This is a genomic window from Streptomyces gottesmaniae, assembly GCF_031845845.1.
Lineage (GTDB): Bacteria > Actinomycetota > Actinomycetes > Streptomycetales > Streptomycetaceae > Streptomyces > Streptomyces akebiae.
In genome coordinates this window covers 25,868-50,985 of record NZ_JAVRFJ010000025.1, presented here as the reverse complement: position 1 = coordinate 50,985, position 25,118 = coordinate 25,868, and the positions used below count along the sequence as shown (strand labels likewise).

Below are 25,118 nucleotides of genomic sequence, written 5' to 3'. Positions count from 1 at the left end.
CCCGCCCGTCCCGCTGAGCCCCAGGAGTTCGACATGAACAGGCAGATCGCACAGGTTTCGCACGACGTCGGGGCCGCGGGCGACCCGGCCGGTCTCGGCCTCGCCCTCGCGGTGGCCGCCGAGCTGCACGCACCGGTGACCCGGGCCCCCGAGGTGGCGTCCGCCGCCCGGAGCACGGCCCGTCGCACCACGTCGGCCCGAGCACGCCGCCGTACGCTCCGCGGCTGATCGTCACGGGCTACTGCGCAGCCGGGGGACGTGCAAGGCTAGGGCGGACCGCGCGCCCCTCCAGGGACGCGGAGACCCGCGCGACCAGTCACCACCCACCCGCGCCAGGCACGCACCCCCACATCGCCCCGGCCGCCCCCTCCACCACCGCACCCGAGGAACGAACACCACCATGAGCCCCGCCGAAGGCGCCCCCGAACCCCAGCGCATCCTCATCGTCGACGACGAGCCGGCGGTGCGCGACGCACTGAAGCGCAGCCTCGCCTTCGAGGGCTACGACACCGAGGTCGCCGTCGACGGTGCCGACGCGCTGGAGAAGGCGACCGCGTACCAGCCGGACCTGGTGATCCTCGACGTACAGATGCCGCGCATGGACGGGCTGACCGCCGCCCGCCGGATCCGCGGCGCGGGCGACACCACGCCGATCCTGATGCTCACCGCCCGCGACACCGTCGGCGACCGCGTCACCGGCCTCGACGCCGGCGCGGACGACTACCTGGTCAAGCCGTTCGAGCTCGACGAACTCTTCGCCCGAGTCCGCGCGTTGATGCGCCGCAGCTCGTACGCGGCGGCCGTCTCCCAGACCGCCGAGGTGGACGAGGCGCTCACCTTCGCGGACCTGCGGATGGATCTGGCGACGCGGGAGGTCACGCGGGGCGTGCGCCCGGTGGAGCTGACCCGCACGGAGTTCACGCTCCTGGAGATGTTCATGGCGCACCCGCGCCAGGTCCTCACCCGCGAGCAGATCCTCAAGGCCGTCTGGGGCTTCGACTTCGAGCCGTCCTCCAACTCCCTCGACGTGTACGTCATGTACCTGCGCCGCAAGACCGAGGCGGGCGGCGAGCCGCGCCTCGTCCACACCGTGCGGGGCGTGGGGTACGTCCTGCGACAAGGCGGCGCGGAGTGAAGAAGCTCCTGAGCCGCTACCGGTCCCTGCCCATCCGGACCCGGCTGTCGATGCTGGTGGCGGCGGCGGTGGCGTTCGCGGTGGCGGCGGTGTCGGTGACGTGCTGGTTCATCGTGCAGGGGAAGCTGTACGAGCAGTTGAACGACGATCTCGACAAGTCCATGAACATGCCGGCGTTCGTGGATCAGGCCGGTCTCGCGCTCGAGGACTGCACGCAGAAGGGCCGGCAGAACAACCGCTTCGGCCAGAACACGTACTTCCAAGTGGTCCTGGAGGACGGCACGGCCTGTTCCCTGGAGTTCTCCGCCGGGACGGTCAAGGTCACCGAGACCGACAAGAACATCGCGGCGGCCGCGGGCCGCACCGAGGCCGTCTACCACAACAGCGTCGACACGGACGGCAACGACGTACGCGTCAAGATCCGACCGGTGTCCTTCACCGACCAGCGCACGGGGGAGACGTCCAACGCGGCGCTCCTCGTCGGCGTCCCGCTCAAGGGCACCCAGTCCACCCTCAACGACCTCGCCCTCATCCTCCTCCTCGTCTCCGGCATCGGAGTCGTAGGCGCCGGCGCGGCCGGTCTGGCCGTGGCCCGTGCGGGCCTGCGACCGGTCGACAAGCTCACCGAGGCCGTCGAACACGTGGCGCTGACCGAGGACCTGAGCATCCGCATCCCCGTGGAGGAGGAGAGCGAGGACGAGATCGCCCGCCTCTCCCGTTCCTTCAACTCGATGACGAGCGCGCTGGCGAACTCCCGCGACCTGCAACAACAGCTCATCGCGGACGCCGGCCACGAACTCCGCACCCCCCTGACATCCCTCCGCACGAACATCGAGCTCCTCTCCCGCAGCGAGGAGACGGGTCGCCCGATCCCGGCGGACGACCGCAAGGCCCTGCTCGCCTCGGTGAAGGCCCAGATGACCGAACTGGCCGCGCTGATAGGGGACTTGCAGGAGCTGTCCCGCTCGGACTCGGGCCAGCAGAGCGGCCGGCACCTCCAGATCGTCGACTTCCAGGAGACGGTGGAGGCGGCCCTGCGCCGGGCCCGGCTGCGCGGCCCCGAGCTGACGATCACGGCGGACCTGGAGCCCTGGTACGTACGCTCCGAACCGTCCGCGCTGGAGCGCGCCATAGTCAACATCCTCGACAACGCGGTGAAGTTCAGCCCCCACGGCGGCACGATCGAGGTCTCCCTGACCGAGGGGGTCCTCACGGTCCGCGACCACGGCCCCGGCATCCCCGCCGACGAACTCCCCCACGTCTTCGACCGCTTCTGGCGCTCCCCGTCGGCCCGGTCGCTCCCGGGTTCGGGCCTGGGCCTGTCGATCGTGGCCCGCACGGTCGAACAGGCGGGCGGCGAGGTGTCCTTGTCGCGGGCTGAGGGCGGCGGCACGCTGGCGACGGTGCGGTTGCCGGGGGCGGCTACTCCTCCTCCGGAGGGAGCCTGAGCGGTGGCCGGGGCGCTCGGGGTCAGTAGGTGTTTTGATCCCTGGCCGCCGTGAGGTGCGTACGGCTGGATCATCTGGGATATCGTCCGGTCGCCGTCGCGGTTCGCCAATCCGACGACGGGCGAGCCCGCCGAGCAGGTCAGCGTGGAGCGTAGTCGGGAAGGCGGACCACTTCCGTGCGAGTGTTCTCCGGGGCGTCGGCTGCGAGCATGTCCAGCACCTCCTGACTGGGAGCGGGCATGAAGAACCGCTCCGCGCCCTCGCGCCCCACAGCCTGGTGCTCGGTGACGAAGGGCCGCATCGCCTTCTCGTAGGTGATGAACGCCGCCGTGTGGTCGCTGTCTGCCCGTGCCAGCTCGCCGGCCAGCACGTACGCGCCGATCAGCGCCTGGGACGTGCCGCGTCCCGAGGTCGGGGCCGCGCAGTAGCCGGCATCGCCGAGCAGGACGACCCGGCCGCTGACCCAGGTGTCCATCACGGCTTGGGCGTTGGTGTCGAACCAGAAGTCCTCGGCGGCCCGCATCTCCGTCAACAGCCGCGGGATCTCCCAGCCCTCACCGGCGAACCCTTCGGCGATGATGCGCTGCTGCTCGCCGATGTCGTGGCGGTCGTACTTCAGATGCTCGGCTGCGAGGTGCAGGGCGGCCCGAGCTCGGCCGCCTGCGTCGTCGGCGAACATGTTGGCCGCCTTCCCAGGGGAGACGTAGAGCTGCCCGGTGTGGTGCAGCCCCAGATAGTTCGGCAGGCTGAAGATCGCGGTGTGGATGCCCAGAGGCTGGACGAAGCGCTCTTCGGGGCCGAAGACCAGCGATCGGACCCGCGAGTGCAGCCCGTCGGCGCCCACCAGCAGGTCGAACCGGCGGGACGGCCCGCTCTCGAAGGTGACGTTCACGCCGTCGGCGTCCTGCTCCGCTGCGGAGATGGAGTCGCCGAAGAGGTACTCCGCCCTGTCCTGCGCGGCTGCATACAGCTGCCGGGTCAGTTCTGCCTTGGGAACCTCCAGGTCGCCCGCGAAGACAGCGGCCGGCAGGGTGGCGTACTGCCTGCCTTCGGCGTCCACCATCGCCGCGTCGCCCATCTCGGTATCCAGTGCCCGGATCGGCTCCAGCAGGTCCATCTGGTCCAGGACGTGGAGGGCTTCACCACGGAAGTCGACGGCATAGCCGCCGTGCCGGACCTGCGGGGCGCGTTCGACCACCGTGACGTGAAAGCCGTGGCGGTCCAGCCAGTAGGCGAGCGCCAGTCCTGCGACACCAGCGCCAGAGATCAGAACCTTCTTGGTCGTCATCATGTGTACAACGTACGAACCTGAAGACCGCTAGTGAAGTGCTCTTTCTATGAAAGCGATCTAGTGCAAACAGGGCATGGCGCACTAGTGCACTACGCTCCAGGACCATGACTCAGCCCCCGTACGCACAGATCGCGCAAGAACTGCGCCGTCGTATCCAGGCGGGCGAACTCGCTCCCGGTGACCGCGTACCGTCCACCCGGGCGATCACCCAGCGATGGGGAGTGGCCATGGCCACGGCCACCAAAGCGCTGACCGCGCTCCGACAGGAGGGCCTGGTGCGGGCCGTTCCCGGAGTCGGGACGGTGGTCGCCGACATCGCGCCGCCGGTCCGCTCACCCAGGTCCACCGCCGAAGACCCGACCGTGCGGACCCGCGTCGTCCGCGCGGCCATGGCACTCGCCGACGCCGAGGGGACTACCGGGCTGACGATGCGCCGGGTCGCCGCGGAACTCGGCATACCGACCATGTCGCTCTACCGGCACGTCGCGAACAAGGAACAGCTGATCACGCTGATGGTGGACGCCGCTTTCGCCGGCGAGCCGCTGCCCACGCGGCCGCCGGAGGGCTGGCGGGCCCGGCTGGAGCTGTCCGCGGCCATGCAGTGGCGCCTGTACCAAGCCCATCCGTGGCTGGCCGATGCCCTCAACCTCAGCCGCCCCCTGCTCGTGCCGCACGGTATGCGACACATCGAATGGGCCCTGGCCGCCCTGGACGACCTCGGGCTGGACGCCGACACCCGCATGCACGCGGCGGTCACCATCTTCGGATATGTCCGGGGCCAGGCGATCGACACGGAAACCGAAGCACGCGCCACTCAGTCCAGCGGGATCACCGGGGAACAGTGGATGGACGCCCAGCACGACCGCATGACCGCACTGTTGGCTCAGGGACGCCTGCCACATTTTGCTTCCGTCGCTGATGAGGCCGCCCTCTCGACCACATCGCTGTACGAGTTCGGCCTGACCACCCTCCTCGACGGCCTCGCAACGCGCATCAGGACGGCGAAGCCCCACGGCACGGTGACCTGAGACATCTGCAACTGCTGCGAAGGCCGCCTCAATGTCCGGTGAATGCCCAGGTGAGTGATCCAGTTCAAAAGGTCGTTCGGCGCCGGGAGCCAGGCACGGGCACTGCTGCCTCAGCCGGCGAGCAGGGCCCGCATCCACTGGTCTTCGCGTTGCTCGATTCAGGGCCTGCTTGTGTCCCTTGCCTGCATTGAAGGTAGGACAAGCTCAGTGGAAGTCGAGCATTCCGGTCCGAGCGGATCCACCTGGATGCCCGGCAGCGCGAGCAGTGCCCGTCCCACGCCCTCGCCCTTCCCCTCTGCCCGCAGGAGGCACAGGGAGGGAATGTACAACCAGTCGCCGGGGTGTGCGCGACGTCGACCGCGGGCGGTGCAGGGCCTCGTGGCCGCGAGCGAGCGCGAGCGCCGCGTCGGTGTCGAGGACGATCACGCGGCGTTCCCCTGGCCGGAGCGCGTCGCCCCACGGCCGGAGCGCATCTTCTCCGCAGCCATCGCGTAGATGTTGGCCAGCACATCCGGACCGTTGTCGAACTCCTCGTCCGTGAGCGTGCACCCCATGCGCTCACGCAGCACCTTGCGCGTGGCCGCGACCCGCTCCGCGATCTGCTCCGCCGTCGGCTGCTCCGAGGCCAGCTGCTCGATGAGCCGGCCGAGGGTCATGCCGCGTTCCTTGGCGACCTGGGCCAGGTGGTCGCGGGCCTGCTTGGACACCTGGATGGTGGTGGTTTCCGCCATGGTTTCACCATGGCCGCGCCACGGCGCGAGTGGCCGGCTGCTGTGGCCGCATTCCCCCATGGTCCTCAGTCAGCCACGATGACCTTGACGAAAGCGGCCCAGGCCCCGGCGGAGAACAGCAGCGGGCGGCTGTCCGGGACCTTGCTGTCCCGGACGGGGACTATGCCGGGGACTTCGTCGGTGACTTCGAGGCAGTTCGTGCCGCCCCCGTCGCTGTACGACGACTTTCGCCAGACAGCGGTGCCGAGGTCGAGGGTCCGGTTCATGATCTGCACTCCTCCAGAAGCCGCTTGATGAACACGGTCGACTCGGCCGGAGTCAGCGCCGCGTCCCTGACGAGATCGTAGGACAGCCGAAAAGCCAGGACCCTGTCCGGATCATCGATCAACTCACCGATGCCATTGCCCTCCGAGTAGGCCACGGCGTCGCCGGTTCGTTGCCAGAAGAGCCAGAGGTGGCTGTCCATGAGGTCGTGCACCCCGGCCGTCCAGGGCACCACCTGAATCGCGACGGAGGGCAGCTCCGCGGCCTCCACCAAGTGCGCGAGCTGGTCCTCCCACACCTTCGCGTTCGGCACAGCCCGCCGTACCGCTCCCTCATCGAGGATCACACGGATGCTCGGCGCCTGCGGGCCGTACAGCAACTCCTGCCGCCCCATACGCGCGGCCACCTGCTCCTCGACCTCCTCACTGTTGCCTGGCGTTGTCTGGGCTCCAGACAACCCTGACAACACCGTGCGGGCGTACTCCTCGGTCTGCAAGATGCCCGGCACCCGCAACTGGAACATCCACATGACCCGAGCCGTCGCCTCCAGCTCCATGAACGCCTTGTACTTGTCCTTGATGACCTCCTTGCGAGCCTCCCTCCACAGTCGAACCAGCAGGTCACCGGAGCCGTAGTAGGTGTCCAGGTCCTCCATGACCGCTCGCTTGGAGAGCCGCTCCCCCTTCTCCAGGCGGTAGAGATAGCTCTTGTCGTACGACGTCTCCGCCGCCAACTGCGTCAGCGTCTTGCCCGTCTTCTCGCGCAGGAGCAACAGGGTCCGCCCCAACGCGGCCCGCCCTGATTCCCGCTTCCCGTCAACGACTTCGCCCATGTCACCCCTCACCGTTGTCTGGCGCTCCAGGCAACGCCAGGCATCTTCCCCAACGTACGACTCACCCGTGACGATCAGGACACGAACGGTAATCACCGCTCGTCAGGACGACCCTGAAAAAACCCTGAGACGGAAGTGGGGACACCGGTATGCGCTCGCTCGTCGTACGGCTCTGTGAGGCACTGCTCCGCTGGGCCGCGCCCGGCCCCGTGCCACCCGAGGCGGAGGAAGCGCGGGAACCCGCCCCTCCCCCACCCAGGGAGCTCGACGACATCTGGCCCTTCGAGTCCTACGCCAACCTCGTACGGCCCTACGTGCTCAGCCCCGAGGAGCTGTACACCAGCGGAATGCACAGCGTGGAGGCCCCCGCATGATGGACCGTCTGCGCCTGCTGCCGTGGACCAAACCCGACGGCAAGCCCTGCTATCTCGACCCGGACACCGCGCACCCCGGAGCACTGTCCCTGCTGGCCGACAGCGTCGAGGCCTCCCAACTCGGTTCGGCCGAGCAGGTGTTGGCCGGCGGCAGGGCCGTGCTCGGGGACGCGGCGGCCGGTGAGCGAGCCGTGCGGTTCGCGCTGACGCGGGCCGTGGAGTCGTTGGAGGACGTGCTGCGGATCGCCGTCAGCAGGGGGCGGCGCATCGGCGGCGCCGAAGCCCCCGAGGACCGCCCCTAGGCATGGGCGCTGATGTGCAGGACCCCGTCGGCGCCCTGCAGCGCAGCCTCGTCCGACCCGTCGTCCCCCGGGGCCGAGGCCAGGGTCCACGTCGTGGCGCGGGGCGGGACCGCACCCCCATGCGGGTCCGGCTCGGGCCCTGCCGGGTCGGAGGTGTCGTCGCCGTCCAGGCTCCCCGCCACGAAGACGTACCGTTCACCCACCAGCGGGCCCAGGACCGCGCCCGCGCCGTACCAGTCGAGGTCCAGGTCGCGCATGCGCATGTGGCTGGGGCCGCGCTGGAGGTGGACGTTGTGGCCGAAGACCAGGGTCGGGCCGCGGTCGGCCTCGATGGCGCGGATGTCGAGGAGGTTCTCGACCATCAGCGCGTCGCGGGTGGCGAGCATGCGGGAGATCCGGACGTTCTCGTCGGCGGGGCGCGCCAGTTGCCGGTGATAGCGCAGGAGCCCGATCGCCGCCATGAGGTGGGTCTTCGCCCTGTACCACTCGGCCCGTGAGGTCGCCGCGATCAGCCGTGGCGCGCGGGCGTGGAACTCGGTGAGCATGTCGTCGGCCAGGCAGCGCAGCGCCTCGGCCTCCGGCGTGGCGCCGATCGAGCAGGCCGCGTCCAGCACCGCCTCGGTACGGCTCCACCGTTCGTCGTCCCCGGCGAGGCTCGCGATGTCGAGGGCCGGGTCGGCGGCGAGGGCGAGGGGTGAGGCCAGGCCCTCGTCGCGGGCCAGGTAGGCGCGGGCGGCTTCGAGGAAGCGGCGCGGGCTGGGCGCGCTCATGTTCTCCATCTCGGCGTCGAAGCCGTGGAAGGCGAGGCGCTCCTCCGGCGGGCGGGTCCGGTTGTACTCGCGCATCCAGGTGATCAGCTCCCTGTTGGGGGCCAGTTCGCCGCGGCCGAACGCGATGCCCTCCCGCATCACCTCGTCGAAGTCGCCGGTCCCGTCCCGCACATGGTCGTTCAGGGCGAGCGCGGGAACGCGGTCGGTCTCCAGGGCGATCGAACGGAAGCCCTCCTCGACGAGCTGGGCGAAGAGTTCGTTGCGGGTGTGCCCGAAGGCCGGTTCCAGGTGGGTCGGCTCACCGAGGGCCAGCAGGTCGCACGACGGGGTCACGAAGTCTCGAATGTCCTGACTCATGAGCCTCAATCGTATCCTTGAAAGATCCGTTGACACTTAGTGTCCTCTGGCGCGGCATGATGGCTGGCCACAGGTACACAGAGCACCCTCCCGTCTCATGAAGTCTCAAATCGGTGATCAGCATGCGACCTTCCGATCTCGCCCGCGAGCACGGCCTCTCGACCCAGGCGGTCCGCAACTACGAGCGCGACGGGTTCATCCCGGCCGCCGAGCGGACGGGCAGCGGATACCGGATCTACACCGCGACGCACGCGGCGGCCCTCCGCGCGTTCCTCGCCCTCGTCACGGCGTACGGTCACTCCGCCGCGGGCCGGATCATGCGTGCCGTGCACGAGGACGACCTCGACCACGCCCTGACGATCGTCGACCGTGGGCACGCCCAGTTGCTCCGCGACCGGGAGACCCTCGACGCGGTACGCGAGGCGGTGGACCATCTGACGGCAGCCCCCACCCACACCGCCCACACCGCCCACACCGCTCACATCGCCCACACCCTCACCGTCGGCGAACTCGCCCACCGGCTCGACGTCACCCCGGCGACCCTCCGCAACTGGGAGGACGCCGGCATCCTCAGCCCCGCCCGGGACCCGCTGACCGGCTACCGCCTCTACCGCCCGACCGACGTCCGCGACGCGGAACTCGCCCATCTCCTGCGGCGCGGGGGCCACCCCCTGGACCACATCTCCGCCGTGGTCCGGCAGATCCGCACGGCCGGCGGCACCGATGCGCTCGCCGCCGCGCTGGACGACTGGCGACGACGCCTGACCGTACGAGGCCTCGCCATGCTGGACGCGTCCACCCACCTCAGCCGATACCTGGGAGCACCGGGCTAGGCGCTGTGGGGCACGAAAAAGCGGTTCTCCGCGCCCCGGAAGGGGCGCGGAGAACCGCGCGAACAGTCACGAGCCACCCGGGCCCGACGCCCGGGCCCGACATCCGGGCCCGACATCCGTGCCCGACATCCGGGCCCGACATCCGTGCCCGACATCCGTGCCCGACATCCGTGCCCGACATCCGTGCCCGACATCCGGACATCCGGACATCCGGACATCCGGACATCCGGACATCCGGACATCCGGACATCCGGCCCTCGGCGATCCGGTACGACTAGTTGATGATCGTGATCCGGTTGGCCGCAGGCGGCGCGATCGGGTTCGTGGCCGAGGAGTTGGCGAGCAGGTACTGCTCAAGTGCCGCCAGGTCGTCCCCGCCGACCAGGTCGTTCGTGCCCTGGCCCAGCGTCGGGAAGCCGTCGCCGCCGCCCGCGAGGAAGCTGTTGGTCGCGACGCGGTAGGTGGCCGTCGGGTTGAGGGCCGCACCGTTGAGCTTGACGGTGTCGGCGACCACACGGTCCGCGCCGGTCTTCGTCAGGTCGAGCGTGTACGTCAGACCGGACGACGGCAGCAGCACCTTCGGCGCGGCGGTGTTCGTCCCGCTGACCTGCTCCTTGAGGATCGAGATGAGCTGGGCCCCGGTGAAGTCCTGGAGGTTGACCGTGTTGGAGAACGGCTGGACGGTGAAGCCCTCGGCGTAGGTCACCACGCCGTCGCCCTCGGTGCCCTTGGCCGCGTAGGTGAGCGGCGCGCGCACCCCGCCCGGGTTCATCAGCGCGAGGTCGACCTCGGGGTCGAGCGCCTTGCCGTACCAGTACTGCGCGTCGGCGATCAGGTCACCCATCGGGGACTCGGTACCGGCGTTGGGCACGTCGGCGGATATGTAGCCGATGGCGCGGTTGCCGATGGGCGCGGCGAGGGTGTTCCACCTGCTGATGAGGGCCGTCATGTCGGCGGCCTTCTCGACGTCACGGGTGACCACGTGGTTCGCGGAATCCACGGCCGTGCGCGCGATGTCGCCGGTCTTGCGGTCGTACGTCAGCGTCGTGTCGGTGTAGAGGCGGCCGAAGGACGCGGCCGACGTGACCATGCGCGGCTTGCCCGCCGGGTCGTTGATGGTGCAGGCGTACGCGGCGTGCGTGTGGCCGGTGACGAGGGCGTCGACCTTCGGCGTGATGTTCTTGGCGATGTCGACGATCGGACCGGAGATGCCGTCACCGGCGCTGGGCGAGTCGCAGTCGTAGTTGTACGACGTGGAGGCGGGGGCACCGCCCTCGTGGATCAGCGCGACGACCGACCTGACGCCCTGGCGCTCCAGCTCCTTGGCGTACTTGTTGATCGTCTTGACCTCGTCCTTGAAGGTCAGGCCCTTGACGCCCTCAGCCGAGACGACGCCCGGGGTGTCCTCCAGGGTCACACCGATGAAGCCGACCTTGACGCCGTTCTTCTTCCACACCCAGTAGGGCTTCAGGAGCGGCTTCTTGGTCTTGTTGTCGATGACGTTCGCCGCGAGGTACGGGAAGTCGGCACCCTTGAACTTCTTGCCCTTGACGTAGCAGCCGTCGGTCGGGTGGCAGCCGCCCTTCTGCAGGCGGGCCAATTCCTTCGCGCCCTCGTCGAACTCGTGGTTGCCGACGCTCGTGACGTCGAGGTCGAGCCCGTTCAGCGCCTCGATGGTGGGCTCGTCGTGGAACAGGCCCGAGATCAGCGGGGAGGCACCGACCATGTCACCGGCGGCGGCCGTGATCGTGTAGTCGTCGGCGCGGCGGGCGTCGCGCAGGTGCGTGGCGAGGTACTCGACACCACCGGCGTTGATCGTCTCGGTGTGGCCGTCCTCGTGGACGTGCGTGACCCGGCCCGAGGAACCGGCCGGCGGCTCCAGGTTGCCGTGCAGGTCGTTGAACGACAGCAGCTGCACGTCCTGGTACCGGCTCGGCTTGTCCGTGCCGGGCGGGTACTTCGCCTCACCGGCGCTCGCCGGGAGTGCGGCGGCCAGCGCCCCGACGGTCGCCAGCCCGGCCGCGACGGCGAGGATCCGGTTACGGCGGCTTCTACGGCGCTGCGCTTGGGGTGTGGCTGACATGTGCCCCCCTGGTTCGTATGAGAAGTAAGAGAAACGTGAGATCGGCCCCGTCGGGCCGAAGCCTAGAGTCAACGCGCGTAGCGCGGCAGGGGGTTCATGGTTACGACCTGATTGCCGTCAGGGAGGACTGTTGACGAAACGGGATGAACGGTTCCCGTGGAGGTGTCGCGAGGAGCCGCGGGAAGCCGCACCAACAGCCACATTCAAGCCGCGCCCGCCGAACAGCAGAACCGACCGGGCTCACGGTCGCTCCCCCCACCGCACCCCCCGGTTAATCTCGAACCCATGACCAGCGACGACACCGGCCGGCCCGGCGCAGCGGCAAGCGCAGCCGCCCGCAGTATCGATACCCGCCTGGAACTCACCCCCGACCAGAGGGCCGCCGTCCTCGCCCTCCTCGACGAGGCCGCCCAGGTCGACGGCCAACAGGCGGTGTCCGAGCAGGGCCGCCTCCAACTCCGCGGCGGCCCCCGCGAAGGCGTGGCCCACCTCCTCCTCACCGTCGGCGACACCTTGGTCGGCTACGCCCAGTTGGAGGACAACGACCCCGTCGAGGCCCCGGCCGCCGAGCTGGTCGTCCACCCCTCCCACCGGGGCCACGGCCACGGCCGCGCCCTCGGCTCCGCCCTGCTCGCCGAGTCCGGCAAGCGGCTGCGCGTCTGGGCGCACGGCGGCCACTCCGCCGCCCGCCACCTCGCCCAGGTCCTCGGTCTCACCCTCTTCCGCGAACTCCGTCAGATGCGCCGCTCCCTGGCCGATTTCGACCCGCCCGAGCCGGTGCTCCCCGACGGCGTCACCGTCCGCACCTTCGTCCCCGGCGCGGACGACGCGGCCTGGCTCGCCGCGAACGCGGAGGCGTTCGCCCACCACCCCGAACAGGGCTCCCTCACCCAGCGCGACCTCGACGACCGCAAGGCCGAACCCTGGTTCGACCCGGCGGGCTTCTTCCTGGCCGAGCGGCACGGCGGCGAGGGCGGGGACGGCGGCCCCGAACTGGTCGGCTTCCACTGGACGAAGGCGCACGCCGCCGAGCAGCTCGGCGAGGTCTATGTCGTCGGTGTGCGCCCCGGCGCACAGGGCGGCGGCCTCGGCAAGGCCCTCACCACCATCGGCCTGCGCCACCTCGCCGCCCAGGGCCTGCCCACCGCGATGCTCTACGTCGACGCGGACAACAAGGCGGCGGTCACCGTCTACGAACGCCTCGGCTTCGTGACGTACGAGACGGACCTGATGTACCGCAGCGAAACCTGACACAGCCGCGCGTAAGCGGAGTTTTCCACAGGCAGGGGGCGGTGTTGTTGACACCGCCCCCTCTCTTGCACCACCCTTTCACTACTCAATTAGTGAAAGGGTGGTTGTTCGAGTGGTCGAGTACCGCATCGACCGGCGCAGCGGTGTCGCCACCTACGTCCAGATCGTCCAGCAGACCAAACAGGCCCTACGGATGGGCCTGCTGGAACCCGGCGACAAGCTCCCCACGGCCCGCGAGGTCGTGGAAGCCACCGCGATCAACCCGAACACCGTGTTGAAGGCCTACCGCGAGCTGGAGCGCGAAGGCCTGGTCGAGGCCCGCCGCGGCCTCGGCACGTTCGTACGGAGGTCACTGGGCACCACGCCCGCCGACTCCCCGCTGCGGGCCGAGTTGGACAGCTGGGCCGTACGGGCCCGGGAGAGCGGGCTCGAACGGGACGACGTGGAGGCCCTCTTCACGTCCGTACTGGACGAACACTTCACAGCAGACAAGCGAGATCAGGGGGACCAGGCATGACGGGGACCGCGATGGAAGCGGCCGCGCTCGGCAAGAAGTTCGGGTGGCGGTCCGAGCGCTGGGCGTTGCGCGAGTGCACGCTGCGGCTGCCGACGGGGCGGGTGTGCGCGCTGGTCGGGCCGAACGGCGCCGGCAAGTCGACGCTCCTGGCCCACGCGGCGGGCCTGCTCGCCCCCACCGAGGGCACGATCAGTGTGCTGGGCACGACCCCGGCGGCGGCCCGCGAGCGCATCGCCCACGTCGCCCAGGACAAGCCCCTCTATCCCCAGCTGACCGTGGCCGAGACCCTGCGGCTGGGCCGCGATCTCAACACCCGGCGCTGGGACGCGGCCGCCGCGGAGCGGGTGGTGGACGAGGGCGACCTGAACCGGAACGCGAAGATCCGTTCCCTCTCCGGCGGTCAGCGCACCCGGGTCGCGCTCGCCCTCGCCCTCGGCAAGCGGCCCGAACTGCTGCTCCTGGACGAGCCGATGGCCGACCTCGACCCGCTCGCCCGGCACCAGCTGATGGGCACCCTGCTCGCGGACTCCGCCGAGCACGGCACCACGGTTGTCATGTCCTCGCACGTCGTGGCCGAACTGGAGGGCTCCTGCGACCACTTGTTCCTGCTGGGCGCCGGGCGCATCCGGCTCGCGGGCCCCCTGGACGAGCTCCTCGCCGCGCACACCCTGGTCACCGGCCCGGCGGGCGACCTCGCCCCGCACACCGTGGTCGAGTCCCGCACGACGGGACGTCAGCTCACCGCGCTGATCCGCCCGCAGGGACCCGTCGGCCCCGGCCGCCAGACCGCCGAGCCGACGCTGGAGGAGCTGGTCCTCGCCCATCTGCGGGCGCCCGAGGCCCCGGCACTCACCATCGACGACGCGGGCGACGCCGAGGGCACCGAGGAAGACGACCACGACGGCGCCCGCGCCGACGCGACCGAGGCACGGGGGACCGCCGTATGAACCGCCTGGACGACCCGACCGCCGCGCCCGCGGCCAAGGCCGGCGCGCCCTCGACCACCCGCACCACGCACCCGGCCGCCGCCCCGACCCCGCCTCCCGCCCGCGGCCTGATCCGGGCGGTGCTCCGGCTGCACCAGTCGGCCCTGTGGTTCTGGGGACTACTGGTGGGCCTCGTCGCCGCCGGACTGCTGTGGGCCGCCGGGCCGGGCTACGACGCGGTCTGGGCGGTGTACGTGAAGAGCGGCTGCGCGGAGGCCGACTACTGCACGATCGGCGACGCCTACACCCGCTACGACCTGGCCGTCACCCTGGGCTCCACGGTCCTCACCCTTGCCCCGGCCCTGATCGGCGCCTGGGCGGGCGGCGCCCTGATCGCCCGCGAGCTGGAGAGCGGTACGGCGAGGCTGGCCTGGACCCAGTCCGTCAGCCCGGCCCGCTGGCTCGCCACCAAGCTCACGGTCCCGGCCGCCGTCATCGTCTCGGGGACGGTCCTGCTGACCCTGCTGAACCGCCTGGTGTGGGAGCGCGAGGAGCGGCTGCGGCACGAGCTGGGGACCCGGGACTGGTTCGCTTACAGCACCTTCCTGGGCAACGGCACCCTCGCCACCGCCCACGCCCTGCTCGCCCTGGCACTCGGCGCCCTCGCGGGCCTGCTGCTCCGCCGCTCCCTGCCCGCGCTCGCCGCCGGCGTCGCGGGCGTGGCCGCCGTCATGGTCACACTGCGGACCGTGCGCCACCAGCTGTGGCCGGTGGAGACCCTCGTCTCCAAGACCCCCGATCGCGGATGGACGGGCGAACTGATCGACCGCGGCCTCGTCACCACCTCGGGCGAGCGCGTCTCGGACGCGGCCTGCGAGGAGATCACCTGCGGTCGCACCGACGTCGCCGCCCACTACGCCGACTTCCACCCCTCCTCGCACTTCTGGCCCCTCCAACTCGTCGAGTCGGCCATCGTCCTCACCCTCGCCGCCGTACTGGTCTGGGCCGCCTTCCACCTGCTGCGCCGCCGTACGGGAGGGACCGTATGAGCACCGAGACCCGCCCTGCCGCACCCCCGGCGGACACCGCCACCCTCGGCGGCCTGACCTGGACCGTGTGGCGTGTGCACCGCCCGGCACTGCTGGTGTGGAGCGCGTGCGTGCTGCTCGTGGTCGGGTGGATGCTCTGGCTGCAGTACGTCACAGGCGCGGAGATACGCGCGGAGGAGGCCGCCTGCCGGAAGCTGGAGAACGGGTGCATCGACATCGGGTCCGCCTTCGACTACTCCATGGGCATGAGCTGGGTCGATACCTTGATCGCCTACTCCTCCTACGCCGTGGCCGCCTGGGCGGGGGCTTCACTGACCGGCCGTGAGCTGGAACGGGGCACGGCCCAGCTGGCCTGGACCCAGTCCGTCACCCCGGTCCGGTGGCTCATGGTCAAGCTCGCGGTGCCCGCCGTCGCACTGACCGTCGGCATGACCGTCCTGGTGCTGTTCTACCGCTGGGCCTGGTCCACGAACCGGGACCTGCGCGGCGACGAGTGGTACTACACCGACCCCTTCCTGAACCGCGGCCCCGCGGTCCTGGCGTACGCCCTGTGCGCGCTGGCCGTCGGCGCCCTGGCGGGACTCGTTCTCAGGCGGGCGCTTCCCGCGCTCGCCGTGGCCCTCGGCTTCATGGTCGCGTTCCACCTCTGGCTCGACGAACGGTTCGACGAGCTGTGGCCCTCCACGACGCTCCGTGGCACCGCCGCCAGCAGGCTGCCGATGACGGCGGACCAGCTGGAGCTGGGTGCCGTCACCGGCTCCGGTGCCCGCGTCAACGACCTGAGCTGCTTCGACGCCGATGCCGACATCGACTACACCAGGTGCATGAGCGGAAAGGGCTTCACCGATCTGTACGCCGAGGTGCACCCGGCGTCCCACTTCTGGCCCCTGCACCTCATGACGACCGGCATCATCCTCGCCGTCGCGGTCCTGGCCACCGCCGCCGCCTTCTGGCTCCTGCGCCGCCGCACCCACTGACGGACGGCACCCCCTACGTGCACGCCCTTCCTACGGGGGGAGGGGCGTGCCGACGGCGTACGGCCGGTGAACGGCGGGTGATCACGAGAGGGCGTACGCCGGGGTGCGGCGCACGCCGCCACAGAACCGGCGGTCCGCCCTGCGCTATCCCACACGTAAGGTCGCCGTAACCGGCGATTCAGACGGCCTTGCGACGCTTCCGCAATGAACCCCGTCGTGCCCGAGCCCTCGCCTCCCCCACGCAGCGGCCCAAGCAACGGGAACAGCACGGGGGACGACCCCCGCACGCCCGCGCCCGTCGCCCCGCACCACACCCCCGATGTCGTCGACGTCGTGGCGCGCATCGACGCGGACATCGCCGAGAACGCCGCCTCGAACGCCTCCTCGCGCGTCCCGGCACTCCCACCGGCCCTGTCCGACGCGCCTGTGATGCTCGCGGCGCGGAACAATGGTTCTATGAGCCAGTCCAACGCCCAGGCAGCCCAGGTCCAACACGCGCAGCCGTCCGTCGGCTCCATAACCGGCCACCGCCCCCACACGGTGTCGGCCGTGGTGTCCGACCTGGAACCCGACATCGACGCCGACCTCGACGCGTACGAGGAGGACTACCAGGGCGGCGAAAGGCTGCCGCAGGGCCGTTTCCTCGACCGGGAACGCAGCTGGCTCGCCTTCAACGAGCGGGTCCTGGAACTGGCCGAGGACCCCAACACCCCCCTGCTCGAACGAGCGAACTTCCTGGCCATCTTCGCCAGCAACCTCGACGAGTTCTTCATGGTCCGGGTGGCCGGTCTGAAGCGCCGCATCGCCACCGGCGTCGCCACCAGGTCCGCCTCCGGCCTGCAGCCCCGCGAGGTGCTGGAGATGATCTGGGCCCGCTCCCGCGAGCTGATGGCCCGGCACGCCGCCTGCTTCCACGAGGACGTCGCCCCGGCGCTGGCCGAGGAGGGCGTGCACCTGGTCCGCTGGAGCGAACTGGCGGAGAAGGAGCAGGCCCGCCTCTTCACGCTCTTCCGCCACCAGATCTTCCCGGTGCTGACCCCGCTGGCCGTCGACCCGGCGCACCCCTTCCCGTACATCTCGGGCCTCTCCCTGAACCTGGCCGTACGGGTGCAGAACCCGGTGACCGGCACCTCGCACTTCGCCCGCGTCAAGGTGCCGCCGCTGCTGTCCCGCTTCCTGGAGGCCTCCCCGGGCCGGTACGTCCCGCTGGAGGACGTGATCGGCGCCCATCTGGAGGAGCTGTTCCCGGGCATGGAGGTCCTGGAGCACCACGCCTTCCGGGTCACCCGCAACGAGGACCTGGAGGTCGAGGAGGACGACGCCGAGAACCTCCTCCAGGCCCTGGAGAAGGAGCTCATGCGGCGCCGCTTCGGGCCGCCGGTGCGCCTGGAGGTCGAGGAGAACATCAACCAGGAGGTCCTGGACCTGCTGGTGCGCGAGCTGAAGATCAAGGAGTCCGAGGTCTACCCGCTGACCGGGCCCCTGGACCTCACCGGTCTCTTCCGCATCGCCTCCCTGGACCGGCCCGAGCTGAAGTACCGCAAGTTCGTCGCGGGCGTCCACCGCGATCTGGCCGAGGTCGAGTCGGCGTCCGCGCCGGACATCTTCGCCGCCCTGCGCAGCCGGGACGTGCTGCTGCACCACCCGTACGACTCCTTCTCGACGTCGGTGCAGGCGTTCCTGGAGCAGGCGGCCGAGGACCCGGACGTCCTCGCCATCAAGCAGACCCTGTACCGGACGTCCGGCGACTCCCCCATAGTCAACGCGCTCATCGACGCGGCCGAGGCGGGCAAGCAGGTCCTCGTCCTGGTCGAGATCAAGGCGCGCTTCGACGAACACGCCAACATCAAGTGGGCGCGCAAGCTGGAGGAGGCGGGCTGCCACGTCGTCTACGGCCTGGTCGGTCTGAAGACCCACTGCAAGCTGTCCCTGGTGGTCCGTCAGGAGGGCGAGACGCTCCGCCGCTACAGCCACGTCGGCACGGGCAACTACCACCCGAAGACGGCACGGCTGTACGAGGACCTGGGCGTGCTCACGTCGGACCCGCAGGTCGGCGCGGACCTCTCCGACCTCTTCAACCGGCTCTCCGGCTACTCACGGCGCGAGACCTACCGCCGCCTCCTCGTCGCGCCCAAGTCCCTGCGCGACGGGCTGATCGCCCGCGTCAACAAGGAGGTCCAGCACCACCGTGCCGGACGTCCCGCGTACGTCCGTATCAAGGTCAACTCGATCGTGGACGAGGCGCTGATCGACGCCCTGTACCGGGCCTCGCAGGCGGGTGTGCCGGTCGATGTGTGGGTGCGCGGCATCTGCGCCATACGGCCCGGCGTCCCCGGCCTGTCGGAGAACATCCGGGTCCGCTCGGTTCTCGGCCGCTTCCTCGAACACTCCCGGATCTTCGGCTTCGGCAACGGCGGCGAGCCGGAGGTGTGGTTCGGCAGCGCCGACATGATGCACCGCAACCTCGACCGCCGCATCGAGGCCCTGATCCGGATCACCGACCCGGCCCACCGGGCGGCACTCAACCGCCTGCTGGAGACCGGCATGTCCGAAACGACCTCCTCCTGGCACCTCGGTCCCGACGGCGAGTGGACCCGGCACTCGACCGACGCGGACGGACAGCCCCTGCGCAACGTCCAGGAGATGCTCATTGACGCCCGGAGGCGCCGGCGTGGCACAGCGACACCTTGACCCCACGAACACCACGGCCGCACCCGCGGATGCCGTCGCCGGCTATCTGCGGGAGCGGGCCACGGAGTTCCTCCGCGCGCTGCGCACCCACCGGGAGACCGGTGGGGGCATGGCGTCCGGAGCCGAGGAGTCCACCGACGCGGCGCTCGCCCTGCGCCGCTCGGCCCGCCGCATCAGCGGCACGCTGCACACCTTCCGGCCCCTGCTGGACGCCGACTGGTCGGAGTCCCTCCGCCCCGAACTGGCCTGGCTCTCCGGCACGTTGGGCCGCGAACACGCCTACGCGGCCCGCCTGGACCGCCTGGTCACCGCCCTGAACCGGCTGTCAGGAGCGACCCCGTTCCCGGCCCAGGGGACTCCAGCCAAACCCGGCGGGGGCAGTCGTGCCGCCGGGGCGGCACGACTGGGCGCGACGGCACCGGCGGCCGCCACGCCCCACCCCGCACCCGACCGCGGCAACCTCACCGTCGGCGCCGCGAAAGCCGGCGCCCTGCTGGACCGGCAGCTCACCCTCGCCCGCACCCGGGCCCACTCCGCGGCCCTCCAGGCCCTCGGATCGAGCCGCTTCCACGCCGTCGCCGACAGCGTGGCCGTCCTCGCCAGCGAGGTCCCCCTCACCCCCACGGCCACCGCCGCGGACCTCGGCCCCCTCGCCGCCGCCGCCCACGACCGCCTCCGCGACGCCGTCACCGGCCTCCCGCTGCACACCGCCGGCCACCCCTACAACGCCGAGGCCCTCATCCACGGCCTCTCCCCGGACACCGCGCCCCACCCCCAGGACGCCCCCTGGCACCAGGTACGCCTCCTGCTCCGCCTCCACCGCTACGCCCTGGAGGTCCTGCACCCCGAGTCCGTACCCGTCGACGTACGCCTCCTGGCGGCCGGCGAGGCCCTCAACCGCCACCGCGACGCCAGCGAGGCGGCCTCGGCCGCCGCGGCCGCGGCCCGCACCCCGCGTATCGCCCCGGCCACGGCCTACGCCCTCGGCGTCCTGCACGCCGACCAGCGCCACGAAGTGGAGGCATCCCGGTTCGCGTTCCAGCAGTGCTGGCAGAAGGAGGCGGTGAGCACGTCGTGACCGAGAACACCGAGAACACCGACGCCGTCGTCAGGGCGGCCGGCTGCGTCCTGTGGCGCCACGCGCCCGGGGGCGACGGCCTGGAGATCTGCCTGGTCCACCGGCCGAAGTACGACGACTGGTCACACCCGAAGGGCAAGCTGAAGCGCGCCGAGGACGCCCTCGCGGGCGCGCTGCGCGAGGTGGAGGAGGAGACCGGCCAGCGGTGCGCGCCGGGGCCCCGGCTTCCCACCGCCCGCTACTTCGCCAACGGCCGTGCCAAGACGGTGAGTTACTGGGCCGCCAAGGCGACCGGCGGCCGCTTCGCTCCGACGGCCGAGGTGGACCGGATCGCCTGGCTCGACCCGGCCGCCGCCCGCGACCGGCTCACCCAGCCCCGTGACCGCGAACTGATCGACGACTTCCTGGCGACCCTCCGCCACGCATAGGGTCCCCGCCCCCGCGCACCGCACGCGTGGGGACCCACCCCGGGCACCGCCACACGCCCGCTACACCCCGCTCAGCGCGTGCCCCTCGGCGTCCGTCCTCGCCAGACTGCGCGCCCGCCGGGCCGGTCCGCGCCAGCCGCAGGTACAGCGCGCCACACAGAAGCGGCCCTGATCGACGGTGGTCGTACGGTGCTGCTGCGGGGGTATCGGCTCGTCCTGATGCGCCACACCAATTACGTTACCCAGGACAGGCGTCCGAACCGTCCGCCCCGAGTTCCCGGGCGACCCGCCGACCGCCCGCACCCTCCCGGCGTGACGACCTCCCCCGGCCGTCGTTATCCGAAACGACGGCAGGAACCCGGCAAACCCGGCAGGGGATCGGCAGGCGATGGTGACGCGGCGGCACAGCAGGACGGGCGCGGCACTCGCCGCGGCGGGACTCATCGCCGGCGCGACCGGCGTCACCGGCTGCGCCATCGGCGGCCTCACCGACGACCCCCTCCCCTCCGACCCGGTCGACCTGATGCACCGCGCCGCCCCCACCCTCGTCCGCGCGGGCAGCTCCAAGGCCCGTACGGAGATGGAGATGGCCACCGGCGGCACCCGGGTGACCATCCACGGCGAGGGCGTCTACGACTACGGCAGACAGCTCGGCCGGCTCAAGGTGCTGCTGCCGCACGACCCCGCCGGCCGCGAGGAGCACCGCCCGATCACCGAACTCCTCGCCCCCGGCGCGCTGTTCATGAAGAACCGGGGCGCGGGCGTCCCCGCCGACAAATGGGTCCGCGTCGACACGGGCGCCCTCTCCGACGGCAATCTGGTCACCGGCGGCGCCACCGACCCGTTCGCCGCCGCCGAGGTGCTGCGCGGGGCGCGCACGGCGCGGTTCGTCGGGGAGAGCGAGGTCGACGGCGTCCGGGTCCGCCACTACCGCGGCACCGCCGACCTCACGACGGCCTCCCGCGCGGCCTCCGAAGGCAACAGGGCCCCGCTGCGCGCCGCCGCCCGGGGCTTCGCCACGGCCCGCGTCCCCTTCGACGCCTACCTCGACGACGAGGGCCGTATCCGCAAGGTCCGCCACCGCTTCAGCTTCGTCAACGGCGGCGGACAGGGCACCGTCGCGGTCGCCTCCACGACGCTGCTGTTCGACTTCGGCGTCCCCGTCGCCGTACGCCTGCCGCGGCCCGAGGACATCTACGCCGGGAAGATCGCGGAGGAGTAGCGCCGGGACGCGGCGGAAGGCGCGGGGCCGGAAATGGTCCGTTGGTGCCATGCGCGGGCTGTGGGCCGCTGCCTACCCTAGGAGTCGGTGACGGCAGAGAAGAGGTGATGCGCGTGGCTCCGGCAGGCGGTACGGCGGTTCAGGACCACGTGGCCCTCGCCGAGATCGAACTCTGCGGCGACCTCATCATCGCCGCCTCCACCACCGACGGCGACCGCCTCAGCCCTGACCGCATCGACGAGGTCCTGCGCGTCTGGGAAGAACGGGCCCACGAGAGCGAACCACCCCGCTAGCGAAGGCCGACCGGAAGCCCGCACGCGGTGGCCGAAAAGCGCCCCGTCGGCAGGCTCCCGAGCCCCCGCCCCCTCAGGTCCGCAGCAGCCGCCCGATCGCCTTCGTGGCCTCCTCCACCTTCGCGTCGACCTCGGCGCCGCCCTTCAACGCCGCGTCGGCCACGCAGTGCCGGAGGTGTTCCTCCAGCAACTGCAGCGCGAAGGACTGCAGCGCCTTGGTCGAGGCGGAGACCTGGGTGAGTATGTCGATGCAGTAGACATCCTCGTCGACCATCCGCTGGAGCCCACGAATCTGTCCCTCGATGCGCCTCAGGCGCTTCAGGTGTTCGTCCTTCTGCTTGTGGTACCCGTGGATTCCACGGTCGTGGTCGGTCACCACACCCGGCTCCACGCCGTCTACGGCGGAGGGCACCTCGGCTCCGGCCCCTGTGGTCGTCATCGCAGCCTCCAGACATATACCCCTACCGGGTATATCGTATCGAACTTTGGCGGGTATACGCCCTGCGGGCAGCCCCCATGTCGACCCATCTCCCTGATGGGCGACACTGGGGGACGGCCCATTAGCCGTGGCCGGATGATGCGCCTAGCATCAGCCTGACCGAAACCCATGCATACCGAGGACCCCACGTGCGCTTTCGTCTGACCCCCAGGGAGACGAGCTTCTACGACATGTTCGCCGCCTCCGCGGACAACATCGTCACGGGCTCGAAGCTCCTGATGGAACTGCTCGGGGCGGACGCTTCCGCCCGGGCCGAGATCGCGGAGCGGATGCGGGCAGCGGAACACGCCGGTGACGACGCCACACACGCGATCTTCCACCAGCTGAACTCCTCGTTCATCACGCCCTTCGACCGCGAGGACATCTACAACCTCGCGTCCTCCCTCGACGACATCATGGACTTCATGGAGGAGGCCGTCGACCTGGTCGTCCTCTACAACGTCGAGGAACTCCCCAGGGGCGTCGAGCAGCAGATCGAGGTCCTGGCGCGCGCGGCCGAACTGACGGCCGAGGCGATGCCCAACCTCCGCACCATGGACAACCTCACCGAGTACTGGATCGAGGTCAACCGCCTCGAGAACCAGGCCGACCAGATCCACCGCAAGCTGCTGGCCATGCTCTTCAACGGCAAGTACGAGGCCATCGAGGTCCTCAAGCTCAAGCAGATCGTGGATGTGCTGGAGGAGGCGGCGGACGCCTTCGAGCACGTCGCCAACACGGTGGAGACCATCGCCGTCAAGGAGTCCTGAACCCTTCATGGACACCTTCGCTCTGGTCGTGACCATCGGCGTCGCGCTCTTCTTCACGTACACCAACGGCTTCCACGACTCCGCGAACGCGATCGCGACCTCGGTGTCGACCCGCGCGCTGACGCCGCGCGCGGCCCTCGCCATGGCCGCGGTGATGAACCTCGTCGGCGCGTTCCTCGGCAGCGGTGTCGCCAAGACGGTCAGCGAGGGCCTGATCTCCACGCCCGAGGGCTCCAAGGGGATGGGCATCCTCTTCGCGGCCCTGGTCGGCGCGATCACCTGGAACCTCATCACCTGGTACTTCGGCCTCCCGTCGTCCTCCTCCCACGCCCTCTTCGGCGGCATGGTCGGCGCGGCCCTCGCCGGTGGTACGACGGTCTACTGGTCCGGCGTGCTGGAGAAGGTCGTCATCCCGATGTTCGTGTCCCCGGTGGTCGGCCTGGTGGTCGGCTACCTGGTGATGGCGGGCATCATGTGGATCTTCCGCCGCGCCAACCCGCACAAGGCGAAGCGCGGTTTCCGGATCGCGCAGACCGTGTCGGCGGCCGGCATGGCCCTCGGCCACGGTCTCCAGGACGCCCAGAAGACGATGGGCATCGTCGTGATGGCCCTGGTCATCGCGGACGTCGAGGACTACGGCGACCCGATCCCGGTCTGGGTCAAGATCGCCTGTGCGGTCATGCTCTCCCTCGGCACCTACGCGGGCGGCTGGCGCATCATGCGCACCCTGGGCCGGAAGATCATCGAACTCGACCCGCCGCAGGGCTTCGCCGCCGAGACCACCGGCGCGTCGATCATGTTCATCACGGCCTTCATCTTCAAGGCCCCCATCTCCACGACCCACATCATCACCTCGGCGATCATGGGCGTCGGCGCCACCAAGCGCATCAACGCCGTCCGCTGGGGCGTCGCCAAGAACATCATCCTCGGCTGGTTCATCACGATGCCGGCCGCGGCCCTGGTCGCCGCGACGAGCTTCTGGATCGTGAACCTGGCCGTCCTGTAGACCCCGCCCCGTCAGGGGCGCGGAGAACCGCGCGAGAAGCCCCACCGGGTCCGCGCGAACCACACGAGAAAGGGCCCGCCCCCGGGAGCCGGGGGCGGGCCCTTCACCTACCTCGCGGCGGCACCGCCATGCAGCACCGCGAGGGGTCTTGGGAGGTCGGCCGGGACGACGCCGGCGCGGGCTCAGCCGAAGCGGCCGGAGATGTAGTCCTCGGTGGCCTGGACGGAGGGGTTGGAGAAGATCCGCTCCGTGTCGTCTATCTCGATGAGCTTGCCCGGCTGCCCGACGGCCGCGAGGTTGAAGAACGCCGTGCGGTCGGAGACACGCGCCGCCTGCTGCATGTTGTGCGTCACGATGACGATCGTGAAGCGCTCCTTCAGCTCACTGATGAGGTCCTCGATGGCCAGCGTCGAGATCGGGTCGAGCGCGGAGCACGGCTCGTCCATGAGCAGCACCTTCGGCTCGACCGCGATGGCACGGGCGATGCACAGCCGCTGCTGCTGACCACCGGAGAGACCGGAGCCCGGCTTGTTGAGACGGTCCTTGACCTCGTTCCAGAGGTTCGCGCCCTTGAGGGACTTCTCGACGATGTCGTCCAGCTCGGACTTCTTCTTGCCGCCGACCAGCTTCAGGCCCGCCGCCACGTTGTCGTAGATCGACATCGTGGGGAAGGGGTTCGGGCGCTGGAAGACCATGCCGACCTCGCGCCGCACGGAGACCGGGTCGACCCCGGCGCCGTACAGGTTCTCGTCGTCGAGCATGACCTTGCCCTCGACGCGGCCGCCGGGCGTGACCTCGTGCATCCGGTTCAGGGTGCGCAGGAACGTGGACTTTCCGCAGCCGGAGGGGCCGATGAAGGCCGTCACGGTGCGGGGCTCGATGGCCATCGAGATGTCCTCGATGGCGCGGAAGGAGCTGTAGTAGGCGTTGAGGCCGCTGACGTCGATTCGCTTGGCCATGTGAATCACTGCTTCTTTCGCGAGG

General features: G+C 70.5%; 28 protein-coding genes. 19 read left to right on the top strand and 9 right to left on the bottom strand.

Annotated elements, in window-relative coordinates; genetic code table 11:
* The first annotated feature begins 33 nt into the window (after window positions 1-33).
* The 3 genes from RM704_RS26425 (at window position 34) to RM704_RS26415 (ending at window position 2,583) form a co-directional block, all read left to right on the top strand.
* Entirely contained in the window at window positions 34-228 is a 195-nt protein-coding gene (locus tag RM704_RS26425) for a hypothetical protein (protein ID WP_033526025.1), read from the top strand.
* A 172-nt stretch (window positions 229-400) separates the two neighbouring features.
* Window positions 401-1,135, top strand: coding sequence for a response regulator transcription factor (locus RM704_RS26420; protein WP_033526026.1), 735 nt, complete (start codon window positions 401-403; stop codon window positions 1,133-1,135).
* Complete coding sequence (locus RM704_RS26415) at window positions 1,132-2,583, top strand: HAMP domain-containing sensor histidine kinase (RefSeq protein ID WP_033526027.1); 1,452 nt, start codon at window positions 1,132-1,134, stop codon at window positions 2,581-2,583. The genes RM704_RS26420 and RM704_RS26415 overlap by 4 nt, the downstream gene beginning before the upstream one ends.
* 139 nt (window positions 2,584-2,722) lie before the next feature.
* Here RM704_RS26415 and RM704_RS26410 read toward each other — a convergent pair whose 3' ends face one another.
* A complete protein-coding gene (locus RM704_RS26410; RefSeq protein WP_311591311.1) occupies window positions 2,723-3,874 on the bottom strand; it encodes an FAD-dependent monooxygenase in 1,152 nt (383 codons plus the stop codon).
* A gap of 104 nt (window positions 3,875-3,978) precedes the next feature.
* On the opposite strand from RM704_RS26410, the gene RM704_RS26405 reads away from it, so the two are divergent.
* Complete coding sequence (locus tag RM704_RS26405) at window positions 3,979-4,902, top strand: TetR/AcrR family transcriptional regulator C-terminal domain-containing protein (protein ID WP_033525087.1); 924 nt, start codon at window positions 3,979-3,981, stop codon at window positions 4,900-4,902.
* A 422-nt stretch (window positions 4,903-5,324) separates the two neighbouring features.
* Here the strand turns inward: RM704_RS26405 and RM704_RS26400 are convergent, their stop codons facing one another.
* The 3 genes from RM704_RS26400 to RM704_RS26390 form a co-directional block, all read right to left on the bottom strand.
* A complete protein-coding gene (locus RM704_RS26400) occupies window positions 5,325-5,633 on the bottom strand; it encodes a hypothetical protein (protein ID WP_033525086.1) in 309 nt (102 codons plus the stop codon).
* Between the two features lie 65 nt (window positions 5,634-5,698).
* Window positions 5,699-5,899, bottom strand: coding sequence for a DUF397 domain-containing protein (locus RM704_RS26395; RefSeq protein WP_033525085.1), 201 nt, complete (start codon window positions 5,897-5,899; stop codon window positions 5,699-5,701).
* Entirely contained in the window at window positions 5,896-6,729 is an 834-nt protein-coding gene (locus RM704_RS26390; protein ID WP_033525095.1) for a helix-turn-helix domain-containing protein, read from the bottom strand. Before RM704_RS26390 ends, RM704_RS26395 begins: the two co-directional genes overlap by 4 nt.
* A 149-nt stretch (window positions 6,730-6,878) precedes the next feature.
* Between RM704_RS26390 and RM704_RS26385 the strand changes: the two genes are divergently transcribed.
* Together RM704_RS26385 and RM704_RS26380 are read left to right on the top strand one after the other, a co-directional pair.
* Window positions 6,879-7,103, top strand: a complete 225-nt coding sequence (locus tag RM704_RS26385) for a hypothetical protein (protein WP_033525084.1) — start codon at window positions 6,879-6,881, stop codon at window positions 7,101-7,103.
* Window positions 7,100-7,405: a hypothetical protein gene (locus tag RM704_RS26380; protein ID WP_033525083.1), complete on the top strand. Its 306-nt coding sequence runs from the start codon at window positions 7,100-7,102 to the stop codon at window positions 7,403-7,405. Before RM704_RS26385 ends, RM704_RS26380 begins: the two co-directional genes overlap by 4 nt.
* On the opposite strand, the gene RM704_RS26375 is transcribed toward RM704_RS26380, so the two are convergent.
* Window positions 7,402-8,532 carry an erythromycin esterase family protein gene (locus tag RM704_RS26375; protein WP_033525082.1) on the bottom strand — a complete coding sequence of 377 codons (1,131 nt, stop codon included), beginning with the start codon at window positions 8,530-8,532 and terminating at the stop codon, window positions 7,402-7,404. The genes RM704_RS26380 and RM704_RS26375 overlap by 4 nt on opposite strands.
* Window positions 8,533-8,654: 122 nt before the next feature.
* On the opposite strand from RM704_RS26375, the gene RM704_RS26370 reads away from it, so the two are divergent.
* Window positions 8,655-9,365, top strand: coding sequence for a TioE family transcriptional regulator (locus RM704_RS26370; protein WP_192829552.1), 711 nt, complete (start codon window positions 8,655-8,657; stop codon window positions 9,363-9,365).
* Window positions 9,366-9,639: 274 nt separating this feature from the next.
* Here RM704_RS26370 and RM704_RS26365 read toward each other — a convergent pair whose 3' ends face one another.
* On the bottom strand, window positions 9,640-11,448 hold the full coding sequence (locus tag RM704_RS26365; RefSeq protein ID WP_033525080.1) for a bifunctional metallophosphatase/5'-nucleotidase: 1,809 nt from the start codon (window positions 11,446-11,448) through the stop codon (window positions 9,640-9,642).
* A gap of 285 nt (window positions 11,449-11,733) precedes the next feature.
* Here RM704_RS26365 and mshD point away from each other — a divergent pair, with 285 nt between their 5' ends.
* The 8 genes from mshD (at window position 11,734) to RM704_RS26325 (ending at window position 20,365) form a co-directional block, all read left to right on the top strand.
* Window positions 11,734-12,699 carry a mycothiol synthase gene (gene mshD / locus RM704_RS26360; RefSeq protein WP_033525079.1) on the top strand — a complete coding sequence of 322 codons (966 nt, stop codon included), beginning with the start codon at window positions 11,734-11,736 and terminating at the stop codon, window positions 12,697-12,699.
* Window positions 12,700-12,811: 112 nt separating this feature from the next.
* Complete coding sequence (locus RM704_RS26355) at window positions 12,812-13,216, top strand: GntR family transcriptional regulator (RefSeq protein WP_033525078.1); 405 nt, start codon at window positions 12,812-12,814, stop codon at window positions 13,214-13,216.
* Window positions 13,213-14,163, top strand: coding sequence for an ABC transporter ATP-binding protein (locus tag RM704_RS26350; RefSeq protein ID WP_033525077.1), 951 nt, complete (start codon window positions 13,213-13,215; stop codon window positions 14,161-14,163). Before RM704_RS26355 ends, RM704_RS26350 begins: the two co-directional genes overlap by 4 nt.
* Window positions 14,160-15,191, top strand: coding sequence for an ABC-2 membrane transporter-related protein (locus tag RM704_RS26345; RefSeq protein ID WP_052145799.1), 1,032 nt, complete (start codon window positions 14,160-14,162; stop codon window positions 15,189-15,191). Before RM704_RS26350 ends, RM704_RS26345 begins: the two co-directional genes overlap by 4 nt.
* Entirely contained in the window at window positions 15,188-16,168 is a 981-nt protein-coding gene (locus RM704_RS26340) for an ABC-2 membrane transporter-related protein (protein ID WP_033525076.1), read from the top strand. Before RM704_RS26345 ends, RM704_RS26340 begins: the two co-directional genes overlap by 4 nt.
* A 456-nt stretch (window positions 16,169-16,624) precedes the next feature.
* On the top strand, window positions 16,625-18,859 hold the full coding sequence (locus RM704_RS26335) for an RNA degradosome polyphosphate kinase (protein ID WP_192829553.1): 2,235 nt from the start codon (window positions 16,625-16,627) through the stop codon (window positions 18,857-18,859).
* On the top strand, window positions 18,840-19,937 hold the full coding sequence (locus RM704_RS26330; protein ID WP_033525093.1) for a CHAD domain-containing protein: 1,098 nt from the start codon (window positions 18,840-18,842) through the stop codon (window positions 19,935-19,937). Before RM704_RS26335 ends, RM704_RS26330 begins: the two co-directional genes overlap by 20 nt.
* Window positions 19,934-20,365: an NUDIX hydrolase gene (locus tag RM704_RS26325; protein ID WP_033525074.1), complete on the top strand. Its 432-nt coding sequence runs from the start codon at window positions 19,934-19,936 to the stop codon at window positions 20,363-20,365. Before RM704_RS26330 ends, RM704_RS26325 begins: the two co-directional genes overlap by 4 nt.
* A gap of 60 nt (window positions 20,366-20,425) precedes the next feature.
* Here the strand turns inward: RM704_RS26325 and RM704_RS26320 are convergent, their stop codons facing one another.
* Window positions 20,426-20,593: a hypothetical protein gene (locus RM704_RS26320; protein ID WP_192829551.1), complete on the bottom strand. Its 168-nt coding sequence runs from the start codon at window positions 20,591-20,593 to the stop codon at window positions 20,426-20,428.
* Window positions 20,594-20,753: 160 nt separating this feature from the next.
* On the opposite strand from RM704_RS26320, the gene RM704_RS26315 reads away from it, so the two are divergent.
* Window positions 20,754-21,587 carry an SCO4651 family lipoprotein gene (locus RM704_RS26315; RefSeq protein WP_033525073.1) on the top strand — a complete coding sequence of 278 codons (834 nt, stop codon included), beginning with the start codon at window positions 20,754-20,756 and terminating at the stop codon, window positions 21,585-21,587.
* A gap of 107 nt (window positions 21,588-21,694) precedes the next feature.
* Window positions 21,695-21,880: a hypothetical protein gene (locus RM704_RS26310; RefSeq protein WP_033525072.1), complete on the top strand. Its 186-nt coding sequence runs from the start codon at window positions 21,695-21,697 to the stop codon at window positions 21,878-21,880.
* A 73-nt stretch (window positions 21,881-21,953) separates the two neighbouring features.
* Here RM704_RS26310 and RM704_RS26305 read toward each other — a convergent pair whose 3' ends face one another.
* A complete protein-coding gene (locus RM704_RS26305) occupies window positions 21,954-22,319 on the bottom strand; it encodes a metal-sensitive transcriptional regulator (RefSeq protein WP_033525071.1) in 366 nt (121 codons plus the stop codon).
* A 188-nt stretch (window positions 22,320-22,507) separates the two neighbouring features.
* Between RM704_RS26305 and RM704_RS26300 the strand changes: the two genes are divergently transcribed.
* A complete protein-coding gene (locus tag RM704_RS26300; RefSeq protein ID WP_033525070.1) occupies window positions 22,508-23,128 on the top strand; it encodes a DUF47 domain-containing protein in 621 nt (206 codons plus the stop codon).
* Window positions 23,129-23,135: 7 nt separating this feature from the next.
* A complete protein-coding gene (locus RM704_RS26295) occupies window positions 23,136-24,134 on the top strand; it encodes an inorganic phosphate transporter (protein ID WP_033525069.1) in 999 nt (332 codons plus the stop codon).
* Between the two features lie 182 nt (window positions 24,135-24,316).
* Here RM704_RS26295 and pstB read toward each other — a convergent pair whose 3' ends face one another.
* The gene (gene pstB, locus RM704_RS26290) at window positions 24,317-25,093 is read right to left on the bottom strand and encodes a phosphate ABC transporter ATP-binding protein PstB (protein WP_033525068.1); all 777 of its coding nucleotides are present in this window, start codon (window positions 25,091-25,093) and stop codon (window positions 24,317-24,319) included.
* Between the last annotated feature and the right edge of the window lie 25 nt (window positions 25,094-25,118).

Bases quoted from the DNA above. Each gene is read 5' to 3' on its own strand.
- RM704_RS26340 (WP_033525076.1), top strand. From the start codon at position 15,188: ATGAGCACCGAGACCCGCCCTGCCGCACCCCCGGCGGACACCGCCACC.
- RM704_RS26410 (WP_311591311.1), bottom strand. From the start codon at position 3,874: ATGATGACGACCAAGAAGGTTCTGATCTCTGGCGCTGGTGTCGCAGGA.
- RM704_RS26350 (WP_033525077.1), top strand. From the start codon at position 13,213: ATGACGGGGACCGCGATGGAAGCGGCCGCGCTCGGCAAGAAGTTCGGG.
- RM704_RS26425 (WP_033526025.1), top strand. From the start codon at position 34: ATGAACAGGCAGATCGCACAGGTTTCGCACGACGTCGGGGCCGCGGGC.
- RM704_RS26370 (WP_192829552.1), top strand. From the start codon at position 8,655: ATGCGACCTTCCGATCTCGCCCGCGAGCACGGCCTCTCGACCCAGGCG.
- RM704_RS26420 (WP_033526026.1), top strand. From the start codon at position 401: ATGAGCCCCGCCGAAGGCGCCCCCGAACCCCAGCGCATCCTCATCGTC.
- RM704_RS26295 (WP_033525069.1), top strand. From the start codon at position 23,136: ATGGACACCTTCGCTCTGGTCGTGACCATCGGCGTCGCGCTCTTCTTC.
- RM704_RS26305 (WP_033525071.1), bottom strand. From the start codon at position 22,319: ATGACGACCACAGGGGCCGGAGCCGAGGTGCCCTCCGCCGTAGACGGC.
- RM704_RS26310 (WP_033525072.1), top strand. From the start codon at position 21,695: ATGCGCGTGGCTCCGGCAGGCGGTACGGCGGTTCAGGACCACGTGGCC.
- RM704_RS26385 (WP_033525084.1), top strand. From the start codon at position 6,879: ATGCGCTCGCTCGTCGTACGGCTCTGTGAGGCACTGCTCCGCTGGGCC.
- RM704_RS26345 (WP_052145799.1), top strand. From the start codon at position 14,160: ATGAACCGCCTGGACGACCCGACCGCCGCGCCCGCGGCCAAGGCCGGC.
- RM704_RS26405 (WP_033525087.1), top strand. From the start codon at position 3,979: ATGACTCAGCCCCCGTACGCACAGATCGCGCAAGAACTGCGCCGTCGT.
- RM704_RS26400 (WP_033525086.1), bottom strand. From the start codon at position 5,633: ATGGCGGAAACCACCACCATCCAGGTGTCCAAGCAGGCCCGCGACCAC.
- RM704_RS26390 (WP_033525095.1), bottom strand. From the start codon at position 6,729: ATGGGCGAAGTCGTTGACGGGAAGCGGGAATCAGGGCGGGCCGCGTTG.
- RM704_RS26315 (WP_033525073.1), top strand. From the start codon at position 20,754: ATGGTGACGCGGCGGCACAGCAGGACGGGCGCGGCACTCGCCGCGGCG.
- RM704_RS26395 (WP_033525085.1), bottom strand. From the start codon at position 5,899: ATGAACCGGACCCTCGACCTCGGCACCGCTGTCTGGCGAAAGTCGTCG.
- RM704_RS26380 (WP_033525083.1), top strand. From the start codon at position 7,100: ATGATGGACCGTCTGCGCCTGCTGCCGTGGACCAAACCCGACGGCAAG.
- RM704_RS26335 (WP_192829553.1), top strand. From the start codon at position 16,625: ATGAGCCAGTCCAACGCCCAGGCAGCCCAGGTCCAACACGCGCAGCCG.
- RM704_RS26365 (WP_033525080.1), bottom strand. From the start codon at position 11,448: ATGTCAGCCACACCCCAAGCGCAGCGCCGTAGAAGCCGCCGTAACCGG.
- pstB (WP_033525068.1), bottom strand. From the start codon at position 25,093: ATGGCCAAGCGAATCGACGTCAGCGGCCTCAACGCCTACTACAGCTCC.
- RM704_RS26375 (WP_033525082.1), bottom strand. From the start codon at position 8,532: ATGAGTCAGGACATTCGAGACTTCGTGACCCCGTCGTGCGACCTGCTG.
- mshD (WP_033525079.1), top strand. From the start codon at position 11,734: ATGACCAGCGACGACACCGGCCGGCCCGGCGCAGCGGCAAGCGCAGCC.